This window comes from Streptomyces sp. NBC_00388 (assembly GCF_036061255.1).
In the GTDB taxonomy this organism is placed as follows: domain Bacteria; phylum Actinomycetota; class Actinomycetes; order Streptomycetales; family Streptomycetaceae; genus Streptomyces.
This window is the reverse complement of the sequence record NZ_CP107948.1, coordinates 5,334,981-5,352,855: the sequence shown is the minus strand read 5'-3', so window position 1 is coordinate 5,352,855 and position 17,875 is coordinate 5,334,981. Positions and strand designations below refer to the sequence as shown.

The following is a 17,875-nucleotide window of genomic DNA, read 5'->3' as shown; positions in this document are numbered from 1 at the left end:
GCGTCTCAGGGGGTGTCGGTACCCGACCACTCCCGGGCCCGCGCGGCGGGCAGGTCCAGCGCGAAGACGGCGCCGTCGCGCACGGTGAGCGTCCCGCCGTGCCGCTGCGCCACGTCGCGCGCGATGGCCAGGCCGAGACCGGCGCCGCCCTCGTCACGGGTGCGGGCGTCGTCCAGCCGTACGAACCGCTCGAAGATCCGCTCTCGCTGGGCGGGCGGTACTCCGGGGCCGTCGTTGGCGACCTCCACCACGAGCCGCCCGGCCCGCGCCTGCGCGGACACCTCGACCTCCGCGCGGGCGTGCCGCTGGGCGTTGTCCAGGAGATTGCCGATGACCCGCGCCAACTGCCCGCGTGAGCCTGCCACTTCGAGCCCGCCGGGGGCGCGGACCGTCACCGGCACCCGGCCCGGGCCCCGCCGTGACACCTCCTCGCGCACCAGCTCCCCCAGATCTATGCGCGCCGCTGCGGGCCGCTCCCCCGCGTCCAGCCGGGCGAGCAGCAGGAGATCGGCTGCCAGTTGCTGGAGCCGCACGGTGTCCGCGACCGCGCCGTCCACGTCCAGCAGCTCCGGATGCGCGGCGCCGACCTCCAGCTGGGTACGGAGACTCGCGATGGGGCTGCGCAGTTCGTGCGAGGCGTCCGCGACGAAGCGGCGCTGGCGGTCGACGGACTTCTCCAGGGCGGTCAGGGTCTCGTTGGTGGTACGGGCCAGCCGGGCCACCTCGTCGTGCGAACCGGGCTCCGGGACCCGCCGGGCCAGGTCCTCGGACGCGGTGATCGCCGCCATCTCCTGCCGGATCCCCTCGACCGGGCGCAGAGCGCGCCGGGTGACCAGCCAGGTGACACCCCCCACGACCAGCAGCAGGGCGGGCAGCACGATCAGCATCACGCTGCGGACCTGGCTGACGGCGCTCTGCTCGGTGGTGAGGGGCGCGCCCGCGTAGACGACCAGGGTGCCGTCGCTGCCGTTGGTCACCTCGACGGCGGCGAACCGGTAGTCGGCGGTGTCGCCGTCGACGGTCGCGGTGCCGGAGCTGAAGCGGGCGTCGTCGTGCGAGACCTTGCCGCGCGACGGATCGCCGTCATCGCCGCCATCGCCGTGATCGCCGTCGTCATGGCCGCTGTCGCTGTCGGCGGAGCCCTCCGGCCGCACCGCGGTGGTCTCCGTCCCCGTCACCGCGTCCAGGTCGTCGCTGGCGGCTCGCAGCCTGCCGTGCTCGGCGACCACCTGCACGGGGTTCTCGTCGGAGTCCGGCAGGTCGAGCTTGTCGTACGGGACGTCCAGGGCGACCTGCGAGGCGACGTCCTGGGCGGCGACCTGAGCACGCAGATCGGTCTGCCCGGTGAGATTCGACCGCAGGACGAGCAGGACGGCGAGGCCCGTGACGACCAGTGCGACGGCGACGACGCCGGTCGCACCCAGCGCCGCCCTGGCCCGAACGGAGCCGAAGAGCCGGCTCATCTGGCGACCAGCCGGTAGCCCGCGCCGCGCACGGTCTGGATACGGTCGGCGCCCAGTTTGCGCCGCAGGGCGCTCACGTACACCTCGACGATGTTCGGGTCGCCCTCGTAGGCGAAGTCCCAGACGTGCTCCAGGATCTCCGGCTTGCCGACCACTTCGCCCTGGCGTACGGCGAGTTGCTCCAGGACGGCGAACTCCTTTGCCGTGAGGGTGACTTCGTCGCCCTCACGGTGCACGCGGCGGGTGGCGGTGTCGACGGTGAGGCTGCCCGCGGTCAGTACCGGCGAGGGCCGTCCCGCGGCGTGCCTGCGCAGCAGCGCCTTGATCCGGGCGACGAGGACGACATAGGAGAACGGCTTGGCGAGGTAGTCGTCCGCCCCGGTGTCCAGCCCCTCGGCCTCGTCGTACTCCCCGTCCTTGGCGGTCAGCATCAGGATGGGCACGTCGTTGCCCGCGGCCCTGAGAGCCGCGCAGACCCGGTAGCCGTTCATCCCGGGCAGCATGATGTCGAGCATGACCAGGTCGTACGGGCCCTCGGCGGCCCGGTGCAGCCCTTCGAGCCCGTCGTGCACGACATCGACGGCGTAACCCTCGGCGGTGAGGCCGCGGGCGAGGGACACCGCGAGCCGCTTCTCGTCCTCCACGATCAACAGGCGCATGGGGACAGCCTCCCAAATCCGGGCTGAAGGATTCTTCAGCAGGGTTCAGGCTGCGTTCAGCGAGCCCCCGGCAGATTGGGAACCGTCCGAAGCAGCCGGAGAGACGGAGGAATCCCCCATGAAGCGCAACCACGTCATCGCATGCGTCGCGGCTGCCGCCCTGGCGGCAGCCGGCACGGCCACCGGGGTCGCCATCGCCGACGGCGGCGGTTCCGGCCCCGGCGCCGCCCGGGCCGGGTCCACCGCCACCACGAAGGCGGCGCCCGCACCGGCCCGGCCCGCCCGCACCGACGCCGCCTCCGGTGGCGAGGTCACCGTCGACCGGGTGGTCCGGTCGGCCCGGGCGTCCGTGCCCGGTACGGTCACCTCCGCCGAACTGGACCACGGAAGCTGGGAGGTGGACCTCTACGGCAAGGACGGTGCCTGGCACGAGCTGCGACTGGACCGGCAGTCCGGCAGGGTCGTCTCGTCACGCCAGGACCGGGGCGACCAGGACGACCGCAAGGGAGCCCCGGTCACCGCCGTCCGTGCCGCGTCGGCGGCCCGCGCGACCATCCCCGGCACCGTCACATCGGTCGAACTGGACAACGGCCGCTGGGAGTCCGACGTGACGGCCCGCGACGGCTCACGGCACGAAGTCCGCATCGACCTGAACACCGGCAGGGTCACGTCCGACCACCTGCACCGGCATCAGCACGAAGACGACGGGGACGGCGGGGACGACGACTGAACCCGGACACATCAGGCAGGGCGGGCCCGGCACGGAGCAGCCGTGCCCGCCCTGCCCCCGGTCTCAGTCCCGGTCCGGGGAGGCCTGTGTCCCTGCCGCCCCCGGAGGCCCGTCCGTCACGGCCTCCACCAGGGCGTCCGCCGCCGCGTACGGGTCCAGGGTGCCCGTCACGATCCGCTCGGCCAGGGCGTCGAGGCGACGGTCCCCGCGCAGGTCGCCGATCCGTTCGCGCAGGGCCGTCACCGCGATCGTCTCGACCTCGTGCGCCGCGCGGGCCCGGCGGCGCTCGCCGAGGACACCGTGCTCCTCCATCCAGGCCCGGTGCTTCTCCAGCGCCTCGACGACCTCGTCGATGCCCTCGCCTCGCGCCGCCACCGTCTTCACGATGGGCGGACGCCAGTCCCCGGCGCCGCGCGCCTCGCCCAGACCCAGCATGTGGTTGAGCTCCCGCGCGGTGGCGTCCGCGCCGTCCCGGTCGGCCTTGTTGACCACGTACACATCGCCGATCTCCAGGATCCCGGCCTTGGCGGCCTGGATGCCGTCGCCCATGCCCGGCGCGAGGAGCACCACCGACGTGTCGGCCTGGGAGGCGATCTCCACCTCGGACTGGCCGACGCCGACCGTCTCCACCAGCACCACGTCGCACCCCGCGGCGTCCAGCACCCGGATCGCCTGCGGAGCGGCCCAGGCGAGGCCGCCCAGATGCCCCCGGGTGGCCATCGAGCGGATGTAGACACCCGGGTCGGACGCGTGCTCGGACATCCGGACGCGGTCGCCGAGCAGCGCGCCCCCGGAGAAGGGCGAGGAGGGGTCGACGGCGAGGACACCGACCCGTTTCCCGGCCCGCCGGTACGCCGAGACCAGCGCGGACGTGGATGTCGACTTGCCGACACCCGGCGAACCGGTCAGCCCGACGACGTACGCACCGCCCGTCAGCGGTGCCAGCCGCGCCATCACCTCGCGCAGCTGCGGGGACGCCCCCTCCACCAGGGAGATCAGCCGGGCGACGGCCCGGGGCCTGCCCTCACGGGCCTGTTCGACCAGGGTGGGGACGTCCATGTCCACGTTCACAGCTCCGCTCAGTCCGATTCCGTATCCGGGTGTCCGCCGCGGCCGGGTGTCCGCGGCCCCGGCACCGCTCCTACTTGGGCACGCGCACGATCAGGGCGTCGCCCTGCCCGCCGCCACCGCACAGGGCGGCGGCGCCGGTACCGCCGCCGCGCCGCTTCAGCTCAAGGGCGAGGTGCAGGACCACCCGGGCCCCGGACATCCCGATGGGGTGACCGAGGGCGATCGCGCCGCCGTTGACGTTCACCTTCTCCGCCGGGACACCGAGGTCCTTCATCGACTGGACGGCGACGGCCGCGAACGCCTCGTTGATCTCGACGAGGTCGAGGTCGTCGACGCCGATGCCCTCCTTGCCCAGCGCGTGCTGGATGGCGTGTGAGGGCTGGGACTGGAGGGAGTTGTCGGGGCCCGCGACATTGCCGTGCGCACCGATCTCCGCGATCCAGTCGAGGCCCAGCTCCTCGGCCTTGGCCTTGCTCATCACCACGACCGCCGCCGCACCGTCGGAGATCTGCGAGGAGGTGCCCGCCGTGATCGTGCCGTCCTTGGCGAAGGCCGGGCGGAGCTTGCCGAGCGACTCGGCCGTGGTCTCGGGCCTGATGCCCTCGTCCTGCGAGAAGAGGACCGGGTCGCCCTTGCGCTGCGGGATCTCGACCGGCGTGATCTCGGCCTCGAACAGGCCGTTCTTCTGCGCGGCGGCGGCCCGCTGGTGGGAGGTGGCGGCGAAGGCGTCCTGCGGGGCGCGGTCGATGCCGAGACGGGTGTTGTGCCGCTCGGTCGACTCACCCATGGGGATGGCGTCGAAGGAGTCGGTGAGGCCGTCGTACGCCATCGAGTCGAGCATCTCGACCGCGCCGTACTTGTAGCCCTCGCGGGACTTCGGCAGCAGGTGCGGGGCGTTGGTCATGGACTCCTGGCCGCCGGCCACCACCACATCGAACTCACCTGCGCGGATGAGCTGGTCGGCCAGGGCGATGGCGTCGAGCCCGGAGAGGCAGACCTTGTTGATGGTCAGCGCGGGGACGTTCATGGGGATGCCCGCCTTGACGGCGGCCTGGCGGGCCGGGATCTGCCCTGCCCCGGCCTGGAGCACCTGCCCCATGATCACGTACTGCACCTGGTCGCCGCCGATGCCGGCGCGTTCCATCGCGGCCCTGATCGCGAAGGCGCCGAGATCGGCGCCGGAGAAGGACTTGAGCGAACCGAGGAGCCGGCCCATCGGGGTCCTGGCTCCCGCGACGATCACGGAAGTACTGCTGTTCGTTCCAGACATGAGGCGCGGCCCCTTGGAAGAGAGTGAACGAGGGTTTACTCGAATGTACTGAGCGGTACCCCGCTCGTCATCGCTCTGCCCATGTGATCGCGCGCACGTTGCGTAACCATGTGTCGGCGCGCTGCACTGGGGGAATGCTGACGCGAATCGACCACATCGGGATCGCCTGCTTCGACCTCGACAAGACTGTCGAGTTCTACCGGGCGACATACGGCTTCGAGGTGTTCCACACCGAGGTCAACGAGGAGCAGGGCGTCCGGGAGGCCATGCTCAAGATCAATGAGACGTCCGACGGCGGCGCCTCCTGTCTCCAGCTCCTGGAGCCCGTCCGCGAGGACTCCGCGGTGGGCAAATGGCTGGCCAAGAACGGCGAGGGCGTGCACCACATCGCTTTCGGCACCGCGGACGTGGACACCGACTCCCAGGACATTCGGGACAAGGGAGTCCGTGTGCTGTACGACGAGCCGCGCACCGGGTCCATGGGTTCGCGGATCACCTTCCTGCACCCCAAGGACTGCCACGGGGTGCTGACGGAACTGGTCACGGCGGCCGCGCCGCACGGCACACCGCAGGGAGCGGACCCTCTGGCCGGTAAGGAGCACTGACCTCCGGATACCCGGGCCGGTAGAGTGGGCGGCTCCGGTCCGGGGCCGGATCGGGGCCTGTGACCCATGCCTCGTCGTTGATCTGACACCATTCCCCCGGGGGCCCGTCATCACTGAGACGGCGGCGCTCGTACGGGAAGAGTGTGTTGCGACCAGGGGACGGATGGGACCGCGCAGTGCGGGGCTACGAACGCCAGGAGAGCCACCGGGCTGAAGACGACCATCTTTCGCGGTTCGAGGCCGAGATGGACCGGCTGAAGACCGAGCGGGAGAAGGCCGTCCAGCACGCCGAGGACCTCGGTTACCAGGTCGAGGTCTTGCGCGCCAAGCTCCACGAGGCGCGCCGCAATCTGGCGTCCCGTCCTGCCTACGACCAGGCGGATATCGGCTACCAGGCCGAGCAGTTGCTGCGGAACGCGCAGGTGCAGGCCGACCAGTTGCGCACCGACGCCGAGCGCGAGCTGCGTGAGGCCCGCGCCCAGACGCAGCGCATCCTCCAGGAGCACGCCGAGCACCAGTCGAGGCTCCAGGCCGAGCTGCACAGCGAGGCGGTGACGCGGCGCCAGCGTCTCGACCAGGAACTCGCCGAGCGCCGGCAGACCGTCGAGTCGCACGTCAACGAGAACGTGGCCTGGGCCGAGCAACTGCGTGCGCGGACCGAGGCCCAGGCGCGCCGGCTCATGGACGAGTCGCGCACCGAGGCCGAGCAGTCCCTGAGCGCTGCCCGCGCCGAGGCCGAGCGGCTGGTCACCGAGGCCCGCCAGCGCCTCGGCTCCGAGGCCGAGTCGGCCCGCAGCGAGGCCGAGAGCGTCCTGCGCCGGGCCCGCGCCGAGGCGGAGCGGCTGCTCACCGCCGCGTCCGCCCAGGCACAGGAGGCCACCACCCACGCCGAGCAGTTGCGTACGTCCACGACCGCCGAGTCCGACCAGGCCCGCCAGGAGGCCGCCGAGCTCAGCCGGGGCGCGGAGCAGCGGGTCCAGGAGGCCGCCCGCGCGCTGCGCGAGGCGCGCACCGAGGCCGAGAAGGTCCTCACCGAGGCGAAGGAGACGGCGGCCAGGCAGCTCACCACGGCCGAGTCCGTCAACGAGCAGCGCACCCGCACCGCGAAGGCCGAGATCGCCCGGCTCGTCGGCGAGGCGACCAAGGACGCGGAGGCCCTGAAGGCGGAGGCCCAGCAGGCCCTGGAGGACGCCCGCGGCACCGCGGAACGGATGGTCGCCGAAGCTGGTGACAAGGCCCGTACGGCAGCGGCCGAGGAGGCCGCCGCCCAGCTGGCCAAGGCCGCCAGGACCGCCGAGGAGGTCCTGACGAAGGCCTCCGACGACGCCAGGTCGACGACCAGGGCCGCGGCCGATGAGGCCGAGCGGATCCGCCACGAGGCGGAGGCGGAGGCCGCGCGCCTCAGCGACCAGGCAGCCGAGTCCGCCGAACAGCTCAAGGGCGCGGCCAAGGACGACACCAAGGAGTACCGGGCCAAGACGGTCGAGCTCCAGGACGAGGCGCGCAGGCTCCGCGGCGAGGCCGAGCAGCTGCGGGCCGACGCTGTCGCCGAGGGCGAGCGGATCCGCGGTGAGGCCCGCCGGGAGGCCGTGCAGCAGATCGAGGAGGCGGCACGGACCGCCGAGGAACTGCTGGCCAAGGCGAAGGCCGACGCGGACGAGGTTCGCTCGGGTGCCACCGCCGATTCGGAGCGGGTACGCGCCGAGGCCGCCGAGCGCGCCACCACGCTGCGCACCCAGGCCGAGGAGACGCTGGAGCGCACCCGCGCCGAGGCCGAGCGGCTCGGCGCCGAGGCCGAGGAGCACGCAGAGGAGACGCGTACCCAGGCCGAGGAGGCCGCCCGCACGCTGCGCGAGGAGAACGAACGCGGCATAGAGGGCCGCAGGGCCGAGGCGGCCGACGAGCTGGCACGGCTGCACAGCGAGGCCGAGGAGCGGCTGGGCGCCGCCGAGACGGCGCTGGCCGACGCCCGCACCGAGGCGCAGCGGCTCCGCAAGGAGACCGCGGACGAGACCGAGCGGCTGCGCACCGAGGCGGCCGAGCGGGTCAGGGCGCTCCGCACCCAGGCCGAGCAGGAGGCGGAGCGGCTGCGCGACGAGGCGGCGGCCGACGCCTCGCAGGCCCGCGCCGAGGGCGAGAACATCGCCGTACGGCTGCGCTCCGAGGCCACCGCGGAGGCCGAGCGGCTCAAGTCCGAGGCGCAGGACAGCGCCGACCGGATGCGCGCGGAGGCGGCGGCAGCGGCGGAACGCGTCGCCACGGAGGCGCAGGAGGCGCTCTCCGCAGCCCAGGACGAGGCCAACCGGCGCCGCCGGGAGGCGGAGGAGACCCTCGCGTCCGCCCGCGGCGAGGCCGAGCAGGAGCGGAACCAGGCCCGGAGCCAGAGCGAGGAGCTGCTGGCGTCGGCGCGCAAGCGCGTCGAGGAGGCGCAGGCTGAGGCCGCGCGGCTGGTCGAGGAGGCGGACCGCAGGGCAGGCGAGCTGGTGTCGGCCGCCGAGCAGACCGCCCAGCAGGTACGGGACTCCGTCGCGGGCCTCCAGGACCAGGCCGAGCAGGAGATCACCGGACTGCGTTCGGCGGCGGAGCACGCCGCCGAACGGACGAGGACGGAGGCGCAGGAGGAGGCGGACCGGCTCCGCTCCGACGCGCACGCCGAGCGGGAGCGCGCGTCCGAGGACGCGAGCCGCATCCGGAGCGTCGCCCAGGAGGAGTCCGAGGCCGCCAAGTCCCTGGCGGAACGGACCGTTTCCGAGGCGATCGCCGAGTCGGACAAGCTGCGCTCGGACACCGCCGAGTACGCCCAGCGCATGCGGACGGAGGCGTCCGACGCGGTGGCATCGGCCGAGCAGGACGCGGCCCGGGCCAGGGCCGACGCCCGCGACGACGCCAACCGCATCCGTTCGGACGCGGCCGGCCAGGCCGACGCCCTGATCGCGGAGGCCTCCGGCGAGTCGGAGCGGATGCGGGCCGAGGCGGCGGAGACCGTCGGCTCGGCCCAGCAGGCCGCCGAGCGCATCCGGCAGGAGGCCGAGCGGGTCAGGACGGACGCCGCCGCCACTGCCGAACAGCTCCGCGCCGAGGCCCAGTCCGAGTCCGACCGGGTGCTCGACGAGGCCCGCGAGGTCGCGTCCAAGCGCCGCGCGGACGCCGCGGAACAGGCCGACCAGCTGATGTCGAAGGCCCAGGAGGAGGCGCTGCGCACCGCCACCGAGGCCGAGGCGCAGGCGGACACGATGGTCGGAGCGGCCCGTCAGGAGGCCGACCGGATCACATCCGATGCGACGGTCGAGGGCAACAGCCTGGTCGAGCGGTCCCGTACGGACGCCGACGAGCTGCTCGTCGGCGCGCGCCGGGACGCCACCGCCATAAGGGAGCGGTCGGAGGAGCTGCGGGACCGGGTGACGGCCGAGATCGAGGAGCTGCACGAACGGGCCCGCCGCGAGACCGCCGAGCAGCTGAAGTCGGCGGGGGAACGCGTCGACAAGCTGCTGAAGGCCGCCGCCGACCAGCAGGCCGAGGCCGAGGCGAAGGCCAAGGAGCTGGTCGCGGACGCCGAGTCGGAGGCGGCCAGTGTCCGGATCGCCGCCGTCAAGCGGGCCGAGGCCCTCCTGAAGGAGGCCGAGCAGAAGAAGGCCGGCCTGATACAGGAGGCGGAGAAACTCAAGTCGGACGCCGCCGCCGAGTCGGACCATCTCATCGAGGAAGCCACCCACGAGCACGATGTGCTGATGCGCCGCCGGGCGGACATCCAGGCCGAAATCTCCCGTGTCCAGGACGTACTTGAGGCGTTGGAATCATTTGAGGCACCGACCGGGAGCGGCAAGAGCGCGGACGGCGTCAAGGCAGGTGCGGCAGCAGGGGGAACTCGTTCGAGTGGCAAGCCTTCTGATGGCTAGCCACTCAAAAGGCTGGACATTCTCCAGATCAAACGGGCATCCGCTCGATGACACGCCGCTTCGGCCCCTAGGATTCCCCCTATCACCTCACCGGTCTCATTCGACAGGAAACCCATGAGCGACACTTCCTCCCCATTCGGCTTCGAGCTCGTGCGGCGTGGTTACGACCGCGGTCAGGTGGATGACCGCATTACCAAGCTCGTCGCCGACCGTGACAGCGCTCTGGCACGGATCACCTCTCTGGAAAAGCGCATCGAGGAACTCCACCTCGAAACGCAGAACGCCCAGGCCCAGGTCAACGACGCGGAGCCGTCGTACGCGGGGCTCGGCGCGCGCGTCGAGAAGATCCTCCGGCTCGCCGAGGAGGAGGCGAAGGACCTCCGTGAGGAGGCCCGCCGCGCGTCCGAGCAGCACCGTGAGCTCGCCGAGTCGGCAGCCCAGCAGGTCCGCAACGATGCCGAGTCCTTCGCCGCCGAGCGCAAGGCCAAGGCCGAGGACGAGGGCGTCCGGATCGTCGAGAAGGCCAAGGGCGAGGCGTCCACGCTGCGCTCCGAGGCCCAGAAGGACGCGCAGTCCAAGCGTGAGGAGGCCGACGCGCTCTTCGAGGAGACCCGCGCCAAGGCCGCCCAGGCCGCCGCGGACTTCGAGACGAACCTGGCCAAGCGCCGCGAGCAGTCGGAGCGCGACCTGGCCTCGCGTCAGGCCAAGGCCGAGAAGCGCCTGGCGGAGATCGAGCACCGCGCCGAGCAGCTCCGTCTCGAGGCGGAGAAGCTGCGTACGGACGCCGAGCGCCGCGCCCGTCAGACGGTGGAGACCGCTCAGCGCCAGGCCGAGGACATCGTGGCCGACGCGAACGCCAAGGCCGACCGGATCCGCAGCGAATCGGAGCGCGAGCTGGCTGCGCTCACCAACCGCCGCGACTCGATCAACGCGCAGCTGACCAACGTCCGCGAGATGCTGGCCACGCTGACCGGTGCCGCGGTGGCCGCCGCCGGTACGCCGGCCGACGAGGAGCCGGCCTCCCGCGGGGTCCCGGCCCAGCAGACCCGCTGACCCGCCGCCTCTCCCGGGGCCGCGTCCGCGCCCGTCCGCGCTGCTCCGCAGCGCATGGAAAGCCCCTCGTCATTCCGGTGGCGGGGGGCTTTCCGTGCGCCTAGCCTGGCCTCCGTGCTGCCCTCAGGATTCTGCAGCCCGGCCGGGGGCAGGGGGAAGGCCAGGCGACTCACCCGATACCACGAGGCGGAACGCAGTGATCGAACTCTCGGGGCTGACCAAACGTTATGGCGAGAAGACGGCGGTCGACCAGCTCACCTTCAATGTGCGGCCGGGCATCGTCACCGGCTTCCTGGGGCCGAACGGCGCCGGGAAGTCGACCACGATGCGCATGGTCCTCGGGCTGGACAACCCCACGGGGGGTGACGTCCGGATCGACGGCAGGCACTACGCGGACCTGAAGAACCCACTGCGGCACATCGGCGCCCTGCTCGACGCCAAGACGATGCACGGCGGGCGTACGGCCTACAACCATCTGCTCTGCCTCGCACAGAGCAACGGCATCCCGGCGTCCCGGGTCGGCGAGGTACTGGAGACAGTCGGCCTCTCGGCGGTGGCGAAGAAGCGCGCCAAGGGTTTCTCACTCGGTATGGGGCAGCGGCTCGGCATCGCGGGGGTGCTGCTCGGCGACCCCGAGATCCTGATGTTCGACGAGCCGGTGAACGGCCTGGACCCCGAGGGCATCCACTGGATCCGCAACCTCATGAAGTCCCTCGCCGGGCAGGGCCGCACGATCTTCGTCTCGTCCCACCTGATGAGCGAGATGGCCCTCACCGCCGACCACCTGGTCGTCATCGGCCAGGGCCGGCTGATGGCCGACACCAGCATGGCGGACTTCATCGCGCAGAACTCACGATCGTACGTACGGCTGCGCTCCCCGCAGCAGGAACAGCTCTCCGACGTGCTGCACCAGGCCGGGTACAACCCGGTCCCGGCCGGCGACGGCAGTCTCGAAGTGGACGGCACCGCCGCGGCCGACATCGGCGAGCTCGCCGCAAGGAACCAGCTCGTCCTGCATGAGCTCAGTCCCCAGCAGGCTTCACTCGAAGAGGCGTTCATGCAGCTCACCGCGGAGTCGGTGGAGTACCACGCACACGACGGCAGCAAGAACCCACCCCCGGGGGCCCCACCGCAGCAGGGGCAGCAGCCCCGGTGGGGCCAGAACCCGCGGAAGGGGGCCTGACCATGGCGGCCGCCCAGGTGATGAAGTCGGAGTGGACCAAGATCCGCTCGGTGCAGTCCACCCTCTGGACACTGGCGAGCGCGCTCGTGGTGACAGTGGCGTTCGGTGCGCTGTTCAGCGCCCTCTCCAACGCGCAGTTCAGCAACTTGAACCGCTCGGACCAGCTCACCTTCGACCCGACGTCGGTGAGCTTCGCGGGGATCGTGCTCGGTCAGCTCGCGCTGATCGTCTTCGGTGTCCTGGTCGTCTCCAACGAGTACAGCACCGGAATGATCCGGATGTCGCTGGCCGCGGTGCCACAGCGCGCCACCTTCTACTTCAGCAAGATCGTCGTCGCCACGGTCCTCGCGTTCGTCATCAGTGTGGTGACGAGCTTCGTGACGTACTTCCTCGGGCAAGCTCTGCTCGGAGGCCACCGTTCCCACATCGGTGACCCGGGTGTGCTGCGGGCGGTGATCGGCGCTGCGCTGTACATGACGCTGATCACGATGTTCTCGATGGGCATCGCCTCGCTGCTGCGCAGCCCCATGCTCTCGCTGGGAATCCTGATGCCGTTCTTCTTCCTGATCTCCAACATCCTGGGGAGCGTCTCGGCCACCAAGAAGGTCGGCGAGTACCTCCCCGACCAGGCCGGGAGGCAGATCACGCAGGTGGTGTCGAGCAGCAGCGACGCCCCGTACGGACCCTGGGCCGGGCTGGGCATCATGGCTCTGTGGGTGGTGGCCGCGGTACTCGCCGGCTATGTGCTGCTGAAGAAGCGCGACGCCTGACGGCTGATCTGCGGGCCGGCCGGGCTGCAGGGGCGGCGGCCGGAAACCGCCGGTTTTCACGACGTGGCTGGAACCGTCAAGGCCTGGATACCCTCCTCACTCATACGGGGGTATTCGGCCGAACGCGGCCAGGCCCCGACGACACGCTGAACGTCGATGGGGCTGGAGAATGATCGAGGCAGTCGGCCTGACGAAGCGCTACGGCGCCAAGACGGCCGTGTACAACCTTTCCTTCCAGGTGCGGCCCGGCACGGTGACCGGTTTCCTGGGGCCCAACGGCTCCGGGAAATCGACCACCATGCGCATGATCCTCGGCCTCGACCAGCCGACTTCCGGCCATGTCACGATCGGTGGCCACCCCTTCCGCAAACTCCCGAACGCCCCCCGGCAGGTCGGCGCGCTGCTCGACGCGAAGGCGGTGCACGGCGGCCGCAGCGCGCGCAGCCATCTGCTCTCGCTGGCGCAGCTCTCCGGGATCCCGGCGCGCCGGGTCGACGAGGTGCTCGGTGTCGTGGGTCTGCAGGACGTCGCCCGCAGGCGCTCGAAGGGCTTCTCGCTCGGCATGGGCCAGCGCCTCGGTATCGCCGCGGCGCTTCTCGGCGATCCGCAGGTGCTGCTGTTCGACGAGCCGGTCAACGGCCTCGACCCGGAGGGCATCCTCTGGGTCCGCAACCTGATGAAGTCCCTCGCCGCCGAGGGCCGGACCGTCTTCGTCTCGTCGCACCTGATGAGCGAGATGGCCCTCACCGCCGACCATCTGATCGTGATCGGCCGCGGCCAGCTCCTCTCGGACATGAGCGTCACGGACTTCATCTCGCACAACTCGGCCGACTTCGCGCGGGTCCGGACCCCCGACGTGCCGCAGCGCGAGAAGCTGACAGCCGCGCTCACCGAGGCCGGCGGGCAGGTCATGCCGGAGCTGGACGGCGCTCTGCGGGTGACCGGGCTCCCGCTGGCGCGGATCAGCGACCTGGCGCACGGCGCGGACGTACGGCTGTGGGAGCTCTCCCCGCACCAGGCCTCGCTGGAGGAGGCGTACATGCGGATGACACAGGGAGCCGTCGACTACCGCTCCACCGCGGACCAGCTGTCCGGTTTCGGGCAGCCGGGCCACCCGCTGCCCGCGCCGCCCGAGGTCCCGCAGCAGGGCTGGTACGCCCCGCCGCCGCCCGGCGGGAACCCGTACGCCGCTCCCCCGGCCGGACCGCCCGTGCCGCCCGCGACCGGCCCCACCGCGCCGCAGGCCGCCACCCCCGCGACCGCTCCCGCCCCGAAGGACCTCCGATGACGACCCCCGCCCCCGCGCCGTTCCAGCCCCCGCAGCCGCAGCCACAGCCGGGCCGGACGCCGTCCTACGTGTCGCCGATCCCGGTGACCGACGCCCACCTCGGGCACGCCCTCGCTTCGGAGTGGACGAAGATCAAGTCGGTCCGCTCCACGATGTGGACGCTCGGCGTGCTGATCGTGCTCGTCTTCGGCATCGGTCTGCTGGCGGCCGTCGCGGTCAGGTCGTCCGGCTCCACCATGAACGGCACTCCGGTGCTGAGCATGGGGTTCTTCGGCGTGCTGCTCGGCTCCATCTGCGTGATCACGCTCGGTGTGCTGACGGTGGCTTCCGAGTACGGGACCGGCATGATCCGTACGACGCTCACCGCCTGCCCCAGCCGGGCACGGGTGCTCACGGCGAAGGCGATCGTCTTCTTCCTGCTCGCCTTCGTGATCCTGCTGGTGACGACCGCGCTGGTCGCGGTGGTCCAGTACGCCATGCTCAAGGGGACGGGCGCCCGGCCGCCGAGCGGCGCGCAGTGGATCCGGGCGACGGCGGGCGTCAGTCTCTACGTCGCCCTGCTGGGGCTGCTGTCGCTGGCGATCGGCTCACTGATCCGGCACTCGGCGGGTGCCATCACGGTCATGCTCGGGGTGGTGCTGCTGCCGCTGGTACTGGCGCTGTTCATGTTCGCCGATTCGCTGTCCACGCTGCGCGACAAGCTCTTCGAGTACTCGATCCCCAACCAGCTCAGCGCCTTCTACAGCACCTCGGTCTCCAGCACGGGCCCCTCGGGCTGGCAGCCGCTGTGGATCCTTCTGGGGGTGACGGCCGTGGTGTACGCGGGTGCGCTCGCCGCGCTCAGCAGCCGCGACGTCTGAGCCGCCCGGCCCGGCCGGGCCGGGCGCGGACCGTCAGTATTTCGGCGCGTTACGGGACCGCTGCACGCGGGAGGTGCGGCGGTCCCGCGCGTTCCAGCAGGCCTTGTGCCAGTGCCTGCGGTCGTCGACGCCGCCGTACTCGGGCCAGGCCACCACATGCGGCACCCCGGAGGGGATCTCCTGGTCGCAGCCGGGGCAGCGGTAGCGCTTGCCCTGCGCGCTCGCCCCGCTGACCATGCGGACCGACCACTCCTCGCCCTGCCAGGACTCGGTGGCCTGGAGGCCGAAGCGGTCGGGTCCCCCACCTCCGCCGACGGGCTCGCTCGGCTTCTCGCCCCCACGGGGACGGTTGCGGCGCGGGGACACGTAACACCTCACGGGGCAGACCGGACAGTTTCTCGCTCACTCCAGCCTACGGGCAGCAGAACGCCACATCCGTACCGCTCACCGTGAGAACGTGAAAGCCCGGAGCCCCTGCTTACCGGAAAATCACAACAACTTTGCGAGGGGCCGTGCCCTTGGCACGTGTCAGGCGTTGTTGCCAGTAAGGGGAGAGTCGCGTCGGCCGCAAGGAGGCAGAAGGCGATGCGTGTTGGGGCATTTGTACTGGCAGCCCAGTTCCCGGGGCAGGGGCAGGAAGAGGCGCTGCACCGTGCGGTGCGGTCCGCCGAGGTCGCCGAGGAGTCCGGACTCGACACGGTCTGGCTGGCCGAGCACCACTTCGTCCCGTACGGGGTGTGCCCGTCGGCGGTGACACTGGCCGCGCTGGTGCTGGGCCGCACCCGGCGGATCCGGGTCGGTACGGCGGTGAGCGTGCTGCCGACGGTGCACCCCGTCGCGCTGGGCGAACAGGCCGCCCTCCTGCACCTCACATCCGGCGGGCGGTTCAGCCTCGGGGTGGGACGCGGCGGGCCCTGGGTGGACCTTGAGGTCTTCGGCGCGGGACTCGACGCGTACGAGAGCGGCTTCCCCGAGTCGCTGGACCTGCTGCTGCGGTGGCTGCGCGATTCCCGGGTCTCGGCCGGCGGGGAGCGCTTCCGCTTCCGTGAAGTCCCGGTCGTGCCCCGGCCGCAGGAGTTGCGGTGCGGTGAAGTCCCGGGCCCCGAGGTCGTCGTGGCGTGCACCTCGCCGGGCGGAGTGCGGCTCGCCGCCGAGCGCGGGCTGCCGATGCTGCTCGGGATGCACTCGGACGACGAGGAGAAGGCCGACATGGTCACGCTGTGGCGGACGCACGCCCGCGCGGCGGGAGTTGCGCCGGAGCTGATCGCGGGGGCCGGGCACGTGGCGGCCGGTGTGGCACAGATCGCGGACCGGCGGGCGGAGGCGGCGGAGACCCTGGTGAAGGCGATGCCGGGCTGGCTCAAACAGGGACTTGACGCCCATGTGACCGTCGACGGCAGGCACCGCGCGATGCGGGACCCGGTCGCGTACACGGAGATGCTCTGCGGGATCCACCCGGTGGGCCCTCCCCGTCTGGCTGCCGACCGGCTGGCGGCCACGGCGGAGAGGACCGGCATCACACGGTTCGCGATGCTCGTGGAGGGTTCGGGTGATGTAGCGGCCACCGAGGAGAACCTCCGGCTGATCGGAGCCGAAGTCCTCCCGCAGTTGCACTGATCCGGTGGAACCGGGCGCTGCCGCTCCGGCAGCCAAGACACCTCCAGTGGTGCGGAGCGGCAGCCCGGCGCGTCAGCAGTCCCTGAGTTCCGGGGACTGGTTCAGGAGCTGGCCCCTGATCGAGGTGAAGCGGCCGAGCCGCTCATCGACCGAGGGATCCAGCGGGAAGACCGCCACACGGTGGCAGTTCTGGAATGCCAGGCGCACCCCGAAATGCCGCTGCAGCGCTCCACGTATGGCGTCACTCGCGAGAGCGCGCAGCAGCTGGCCGCGCGCCTGCTCATTGGGGGGAGGCGTCTGGTTGTCGGCGAACTCGCCACCGTCGACCTTCAGCTGGACCGCCAGAGAGCTGATCATCTCCCATGCGTAGGGCAGGGAGGTCCGGACGCAGTCGATGAAGTCGGCTTCATCGACCTCGCCTCGCTCGGCCTGTTCGAGTAGGGCCGGTGAGACGTCGAGCGACATGGGTTCTCCTCTCGCGGCCCCGGAGATTCCGGGGCCTTACGGGCAGGGCCTGGAGGATCGCGACGCAGAGTACACGCGTGACGACCTCCTGCTTCCACGGTATGCGTGCGCAGGCGCCCGCACCAGGAGAATGGGCACACAACCGGCCAATAACGAACGGGGTTGTTCAGGGCGAATCGCGTACAAGCCGCGGCGTCGAGTAGCGTTGCCGACCATGCGTCTCGTCATCGCCCGCTGCTCCGTCGACTATGCGGGCCGCCTCACCGCCCATCTGCCGTCCGCTCCGCGCCTGATCCTGGTCAAGGCCGACGGAAGCGTCTCGATTCATGCGGACGACAGGGCGTACAAACCTCTCAACTGGATGTCTCCGCCCTGCACTCTGAAGGAGGGGACAGGGGACGACACCGGTCAGTGGACGGTCGTGAACAAGGCGGGCGAGAAGCTCATCATCACGATGGAGGAGGTCCTCCACGACTCGTCGCACGAGCTCGGGGTCGACCCCGGACTCATCAAGGACGGTGTCGAGGCCCACCTCCAGGAACTCCTCGCCGACCGCATCGAAACCCTCGGCGAGGGTCACACGCTGATTCGGCGTGAATACATGACGGCGATCGGCCCGGTGGACATCCTCTGCCGTGACGCGGACGGCGGTACCGTGGCCGTCGAGCTCAAGCGGCGCGGAGACATCGACGGTGTGGAGCAGCTGACCCGCTATCTGGAGCTGCTGAACCGCGACCCCCATCTGGCCCCGGTGAAGGGCGTCTTCGCGGCGCAGGAGATCAAGCCGCAGGCCCGGGTACTGGCCACGGACCGCGGCATCGAGTGTGTGGTGCTCGACTACGACGCGATGCGGGGCATCGAGGACGACAAGCTGCGCCTCTTCTGAGGTGCCCTGAGGGCTGACGGCAGTACGGCGGAAGGCCCCGGCGGACGTGATGTCCGCCG

General features: G+C 71.4%; 16 protein-coding genes. 10 read left to right on the top strand and 6 right to left on the bottom strand.

Translation table 11 applies throughout. From position 1 onward, the window contains the following. Window positions 1–5: 5 nt before the first annotated feature. Both OG917_RS24035 and OG917_RS24030 read right to left on the bottom strand, forming a co-directional pair. Window positions 6–1,463, bottom strand: coding sequence for a sensor histidine kinase (locus tag OG917_RS24035; protein ID WP_328319683.1), 1,458 nt, complete (start codon window positions 1,461–1,463; stop codon window positions 6–8). Continuing rightward, window positions 1,460–2,122 (bottom strand): response regulator transcription factor, encoded by a 663-nt coding sequence (locus tag OG917_RS24030; protein ID WP_328319682.1) that lies wholly within the window; start codon window positions 2,120–2,122, stop codon window positions 1,460–1,462. Before OG917_RS24030 ends, OG917_RS24035 begins: the two co-directional genes overlap by 4 nt. A 118-nt stretch (window positions 2,123–2,240) precedes the next feature. Between OG917_RS24030 and OG917_RS24025 the strand changes: the two genes are divergently transcribed. Further along, window positions 2,241–2,852: a PepSY domain-containing protein gene (locus OG917_RS24025; RefSeq protein ID WP_328319681.1), complete on the top strand. Its 612-nt coding sequence runs from the start codon at window positions 2,241–2,243 to the stop codon at window positions 2,850–2,852. Between the two features lie 63 nt (window positions 2,853–2,915). On the opposite strand, the gene meaB is transcribed toward OG917_RS24025, so the two are convergent. Further along, complete coding sequence (gene meaB, locus OG917_RS24020; RefSeq protein WP_328322128.1) at window positions 2,916–3,911, bottom strand: methylmalonyl Co-A mutase-associated GTPase MeaB; 996 nt, start codon at window positions 3,909–3,911, stop codon at window positions 2,916–2,918. Window positions 3,912–3,993: 82 nt separating this feature from the next. Next, complete coding sequence (locus OG917_RS24015; RefSeq protein WP_328319680.1) at window positions 3,994–5,193, bottom strand: acetyl-CoA C-acetyltransferase; 1,200 nt, start codon at window positions 5,191–5,193, stop codon at window positions 3,994–3,996. A gap of 134 nt (window positions 5,194–5,327) precedes the next feature. Here OG917_RS24015 and mce point away from each other — a divergent pair, with 134 nt between their 5' ends. The 7 genes from mce to OG917_RS23980 all read left to right on the top strand — a co-directional run bounded on the left by mce (window position 5,328) and on the right by OG917_RS23980 (window position 14,848). Beyond that, entirely contained in the window at window positions 5,328–5,798 is a 471-nt protein-coding gene (gene mce / locus OG917_RS24010) for a methylmalonyl-CoA epimerase (RefSeq protein ID WP_328319679.1), read from the top strand. A gap of 176 nt (window positions 5,799–5,974) precedes the next feature. Continuing rightward, window positions 5,975–9,694, top strand: a complete 3,720-nt coding sequence (scy, locus tag OG917_RS24005; RefSeq protein WP_328319678.1) for a polarized growth protein Scy — start codon at window positions 5,975–5,977, stop codon at window positions 9,692–9,694. Window positions 9,695–9,808: 114 nt separating this feature from the next. Beyond that, on the top strand, window positions 9,809–10,747 hold the full coding sequence (locus OG917_RS24000) for a cellulose-binding protein (protein ID WP_164267514.1): 939 nt from the start codon (window positions 9,809–9,811) through the stop codon (window positions 10,745–10,747). A gap of 196 nt (window positions 10,748–10,943) precedes the next feature. Further along, window positions 10,944–11,930 (top strand): ABC transporter ATP-binding protein, encoded by a 987-nt coding sequence (locus tag OG917_RS23995; RefSeq protein ID WP_328319677.1) that lies wholly within the window; start codon window positions 10,944–10,946, stop codon window positions 11,928–11,930. A gap of 2 nt (window positions 11,931–11,932) precedes the next feature. After that, complete coding sequence (locus tag OG917_RS23990) at window positions 11,933–12,700, top strand: ABC transporter permease subunit (RefSeq protein WP_328319676.1); 768 nt, start codon at window positions 11,933–11,935, stop codon at window positions 12,698–12,700. 169 nt (window positions 12,701–12,869) lie between these two features. Beyond that, a complete protein-coding gene (locus OG917_RS23985) occupies window positions 12,870–13,988 on the top strand; it encodes an ABC transporter ATP-binding protein (RefSeq protein ID WP_328319675.1) in 1,119 nt (372 codons plus the stop codon). After that, entirely contained in the window at window positions 13,985–14,848 is an 864-nt protein-coding gene (locus OG917_RS23980; protein WP_328319674.1) for an ABC transporter permease subunit, read from the top strand. The genes OG917_RS23985 and OG917_RS23980 overlap by 4 nt, the downstream gene beginning before the upstream one ends. 33 nt (window positions 14,849–14,881) lie before the next feature. Here OG917_RS23980 and OG917_RS23975 read toward each other — a convergent pair whose 3' ends face one another. Continuing rightward, a complete protein-coding gene (locus OG917_RS23975; protein WP_328322126.1) occupies window positions 14,882–15,214 on the bottom strand; it encodes an ATP/GTP-binding protein in 333 nt (110 codons plus the stop codon). 219 nt (window positions 15,215–15,433) lie between these two features. On the opposite strand from OG917_RS23975, the gene OG917_RS23970 reads away from it, so the two are divergent. After that, entirely contained in the window at window positions 15,434–16,465 is a 1,032-nt protein-coding gene (locus OG917_RS23970) for an LLM class flavin-dependent oxidoreductase (RefSeq protein WP_328319673.1), read from the top strand. A gap of 72 nt (window positions 16,466–16,537) precedes the next feature. Here the strand turns inward: OG917_RS23970 and OG917_RS23965 are convergent, their stop codons facing one another. Further along, window positions 16,538–16,930, bottom strand: coding sequence for an SCO5389 family protein (locus OG917_RS23965; protein WP_164267472.1), 393 nt, complete (start codon window positions 16,928–16,930; stop codon window positions 16,538–16,540). 214 nt (window positions 16,931–17,144) lie between these two features. On the opposite strand from OG917_RS23965, the gene nucS reads away from it, so the two are divergent. After that, window positions 17,145–17,816, top strand: a complete 672-nt coding sequence (gene nucS / locus OG917_RS23960; protein ID WP_164267471.1) for an endonuclease NucS — start codon at window positions 17,145–17,147, stop codon at window positions 17,814–17,816. The last annotated feature ends 59 nt before the right edge of the window (window positions 17,817–17,875 follow it).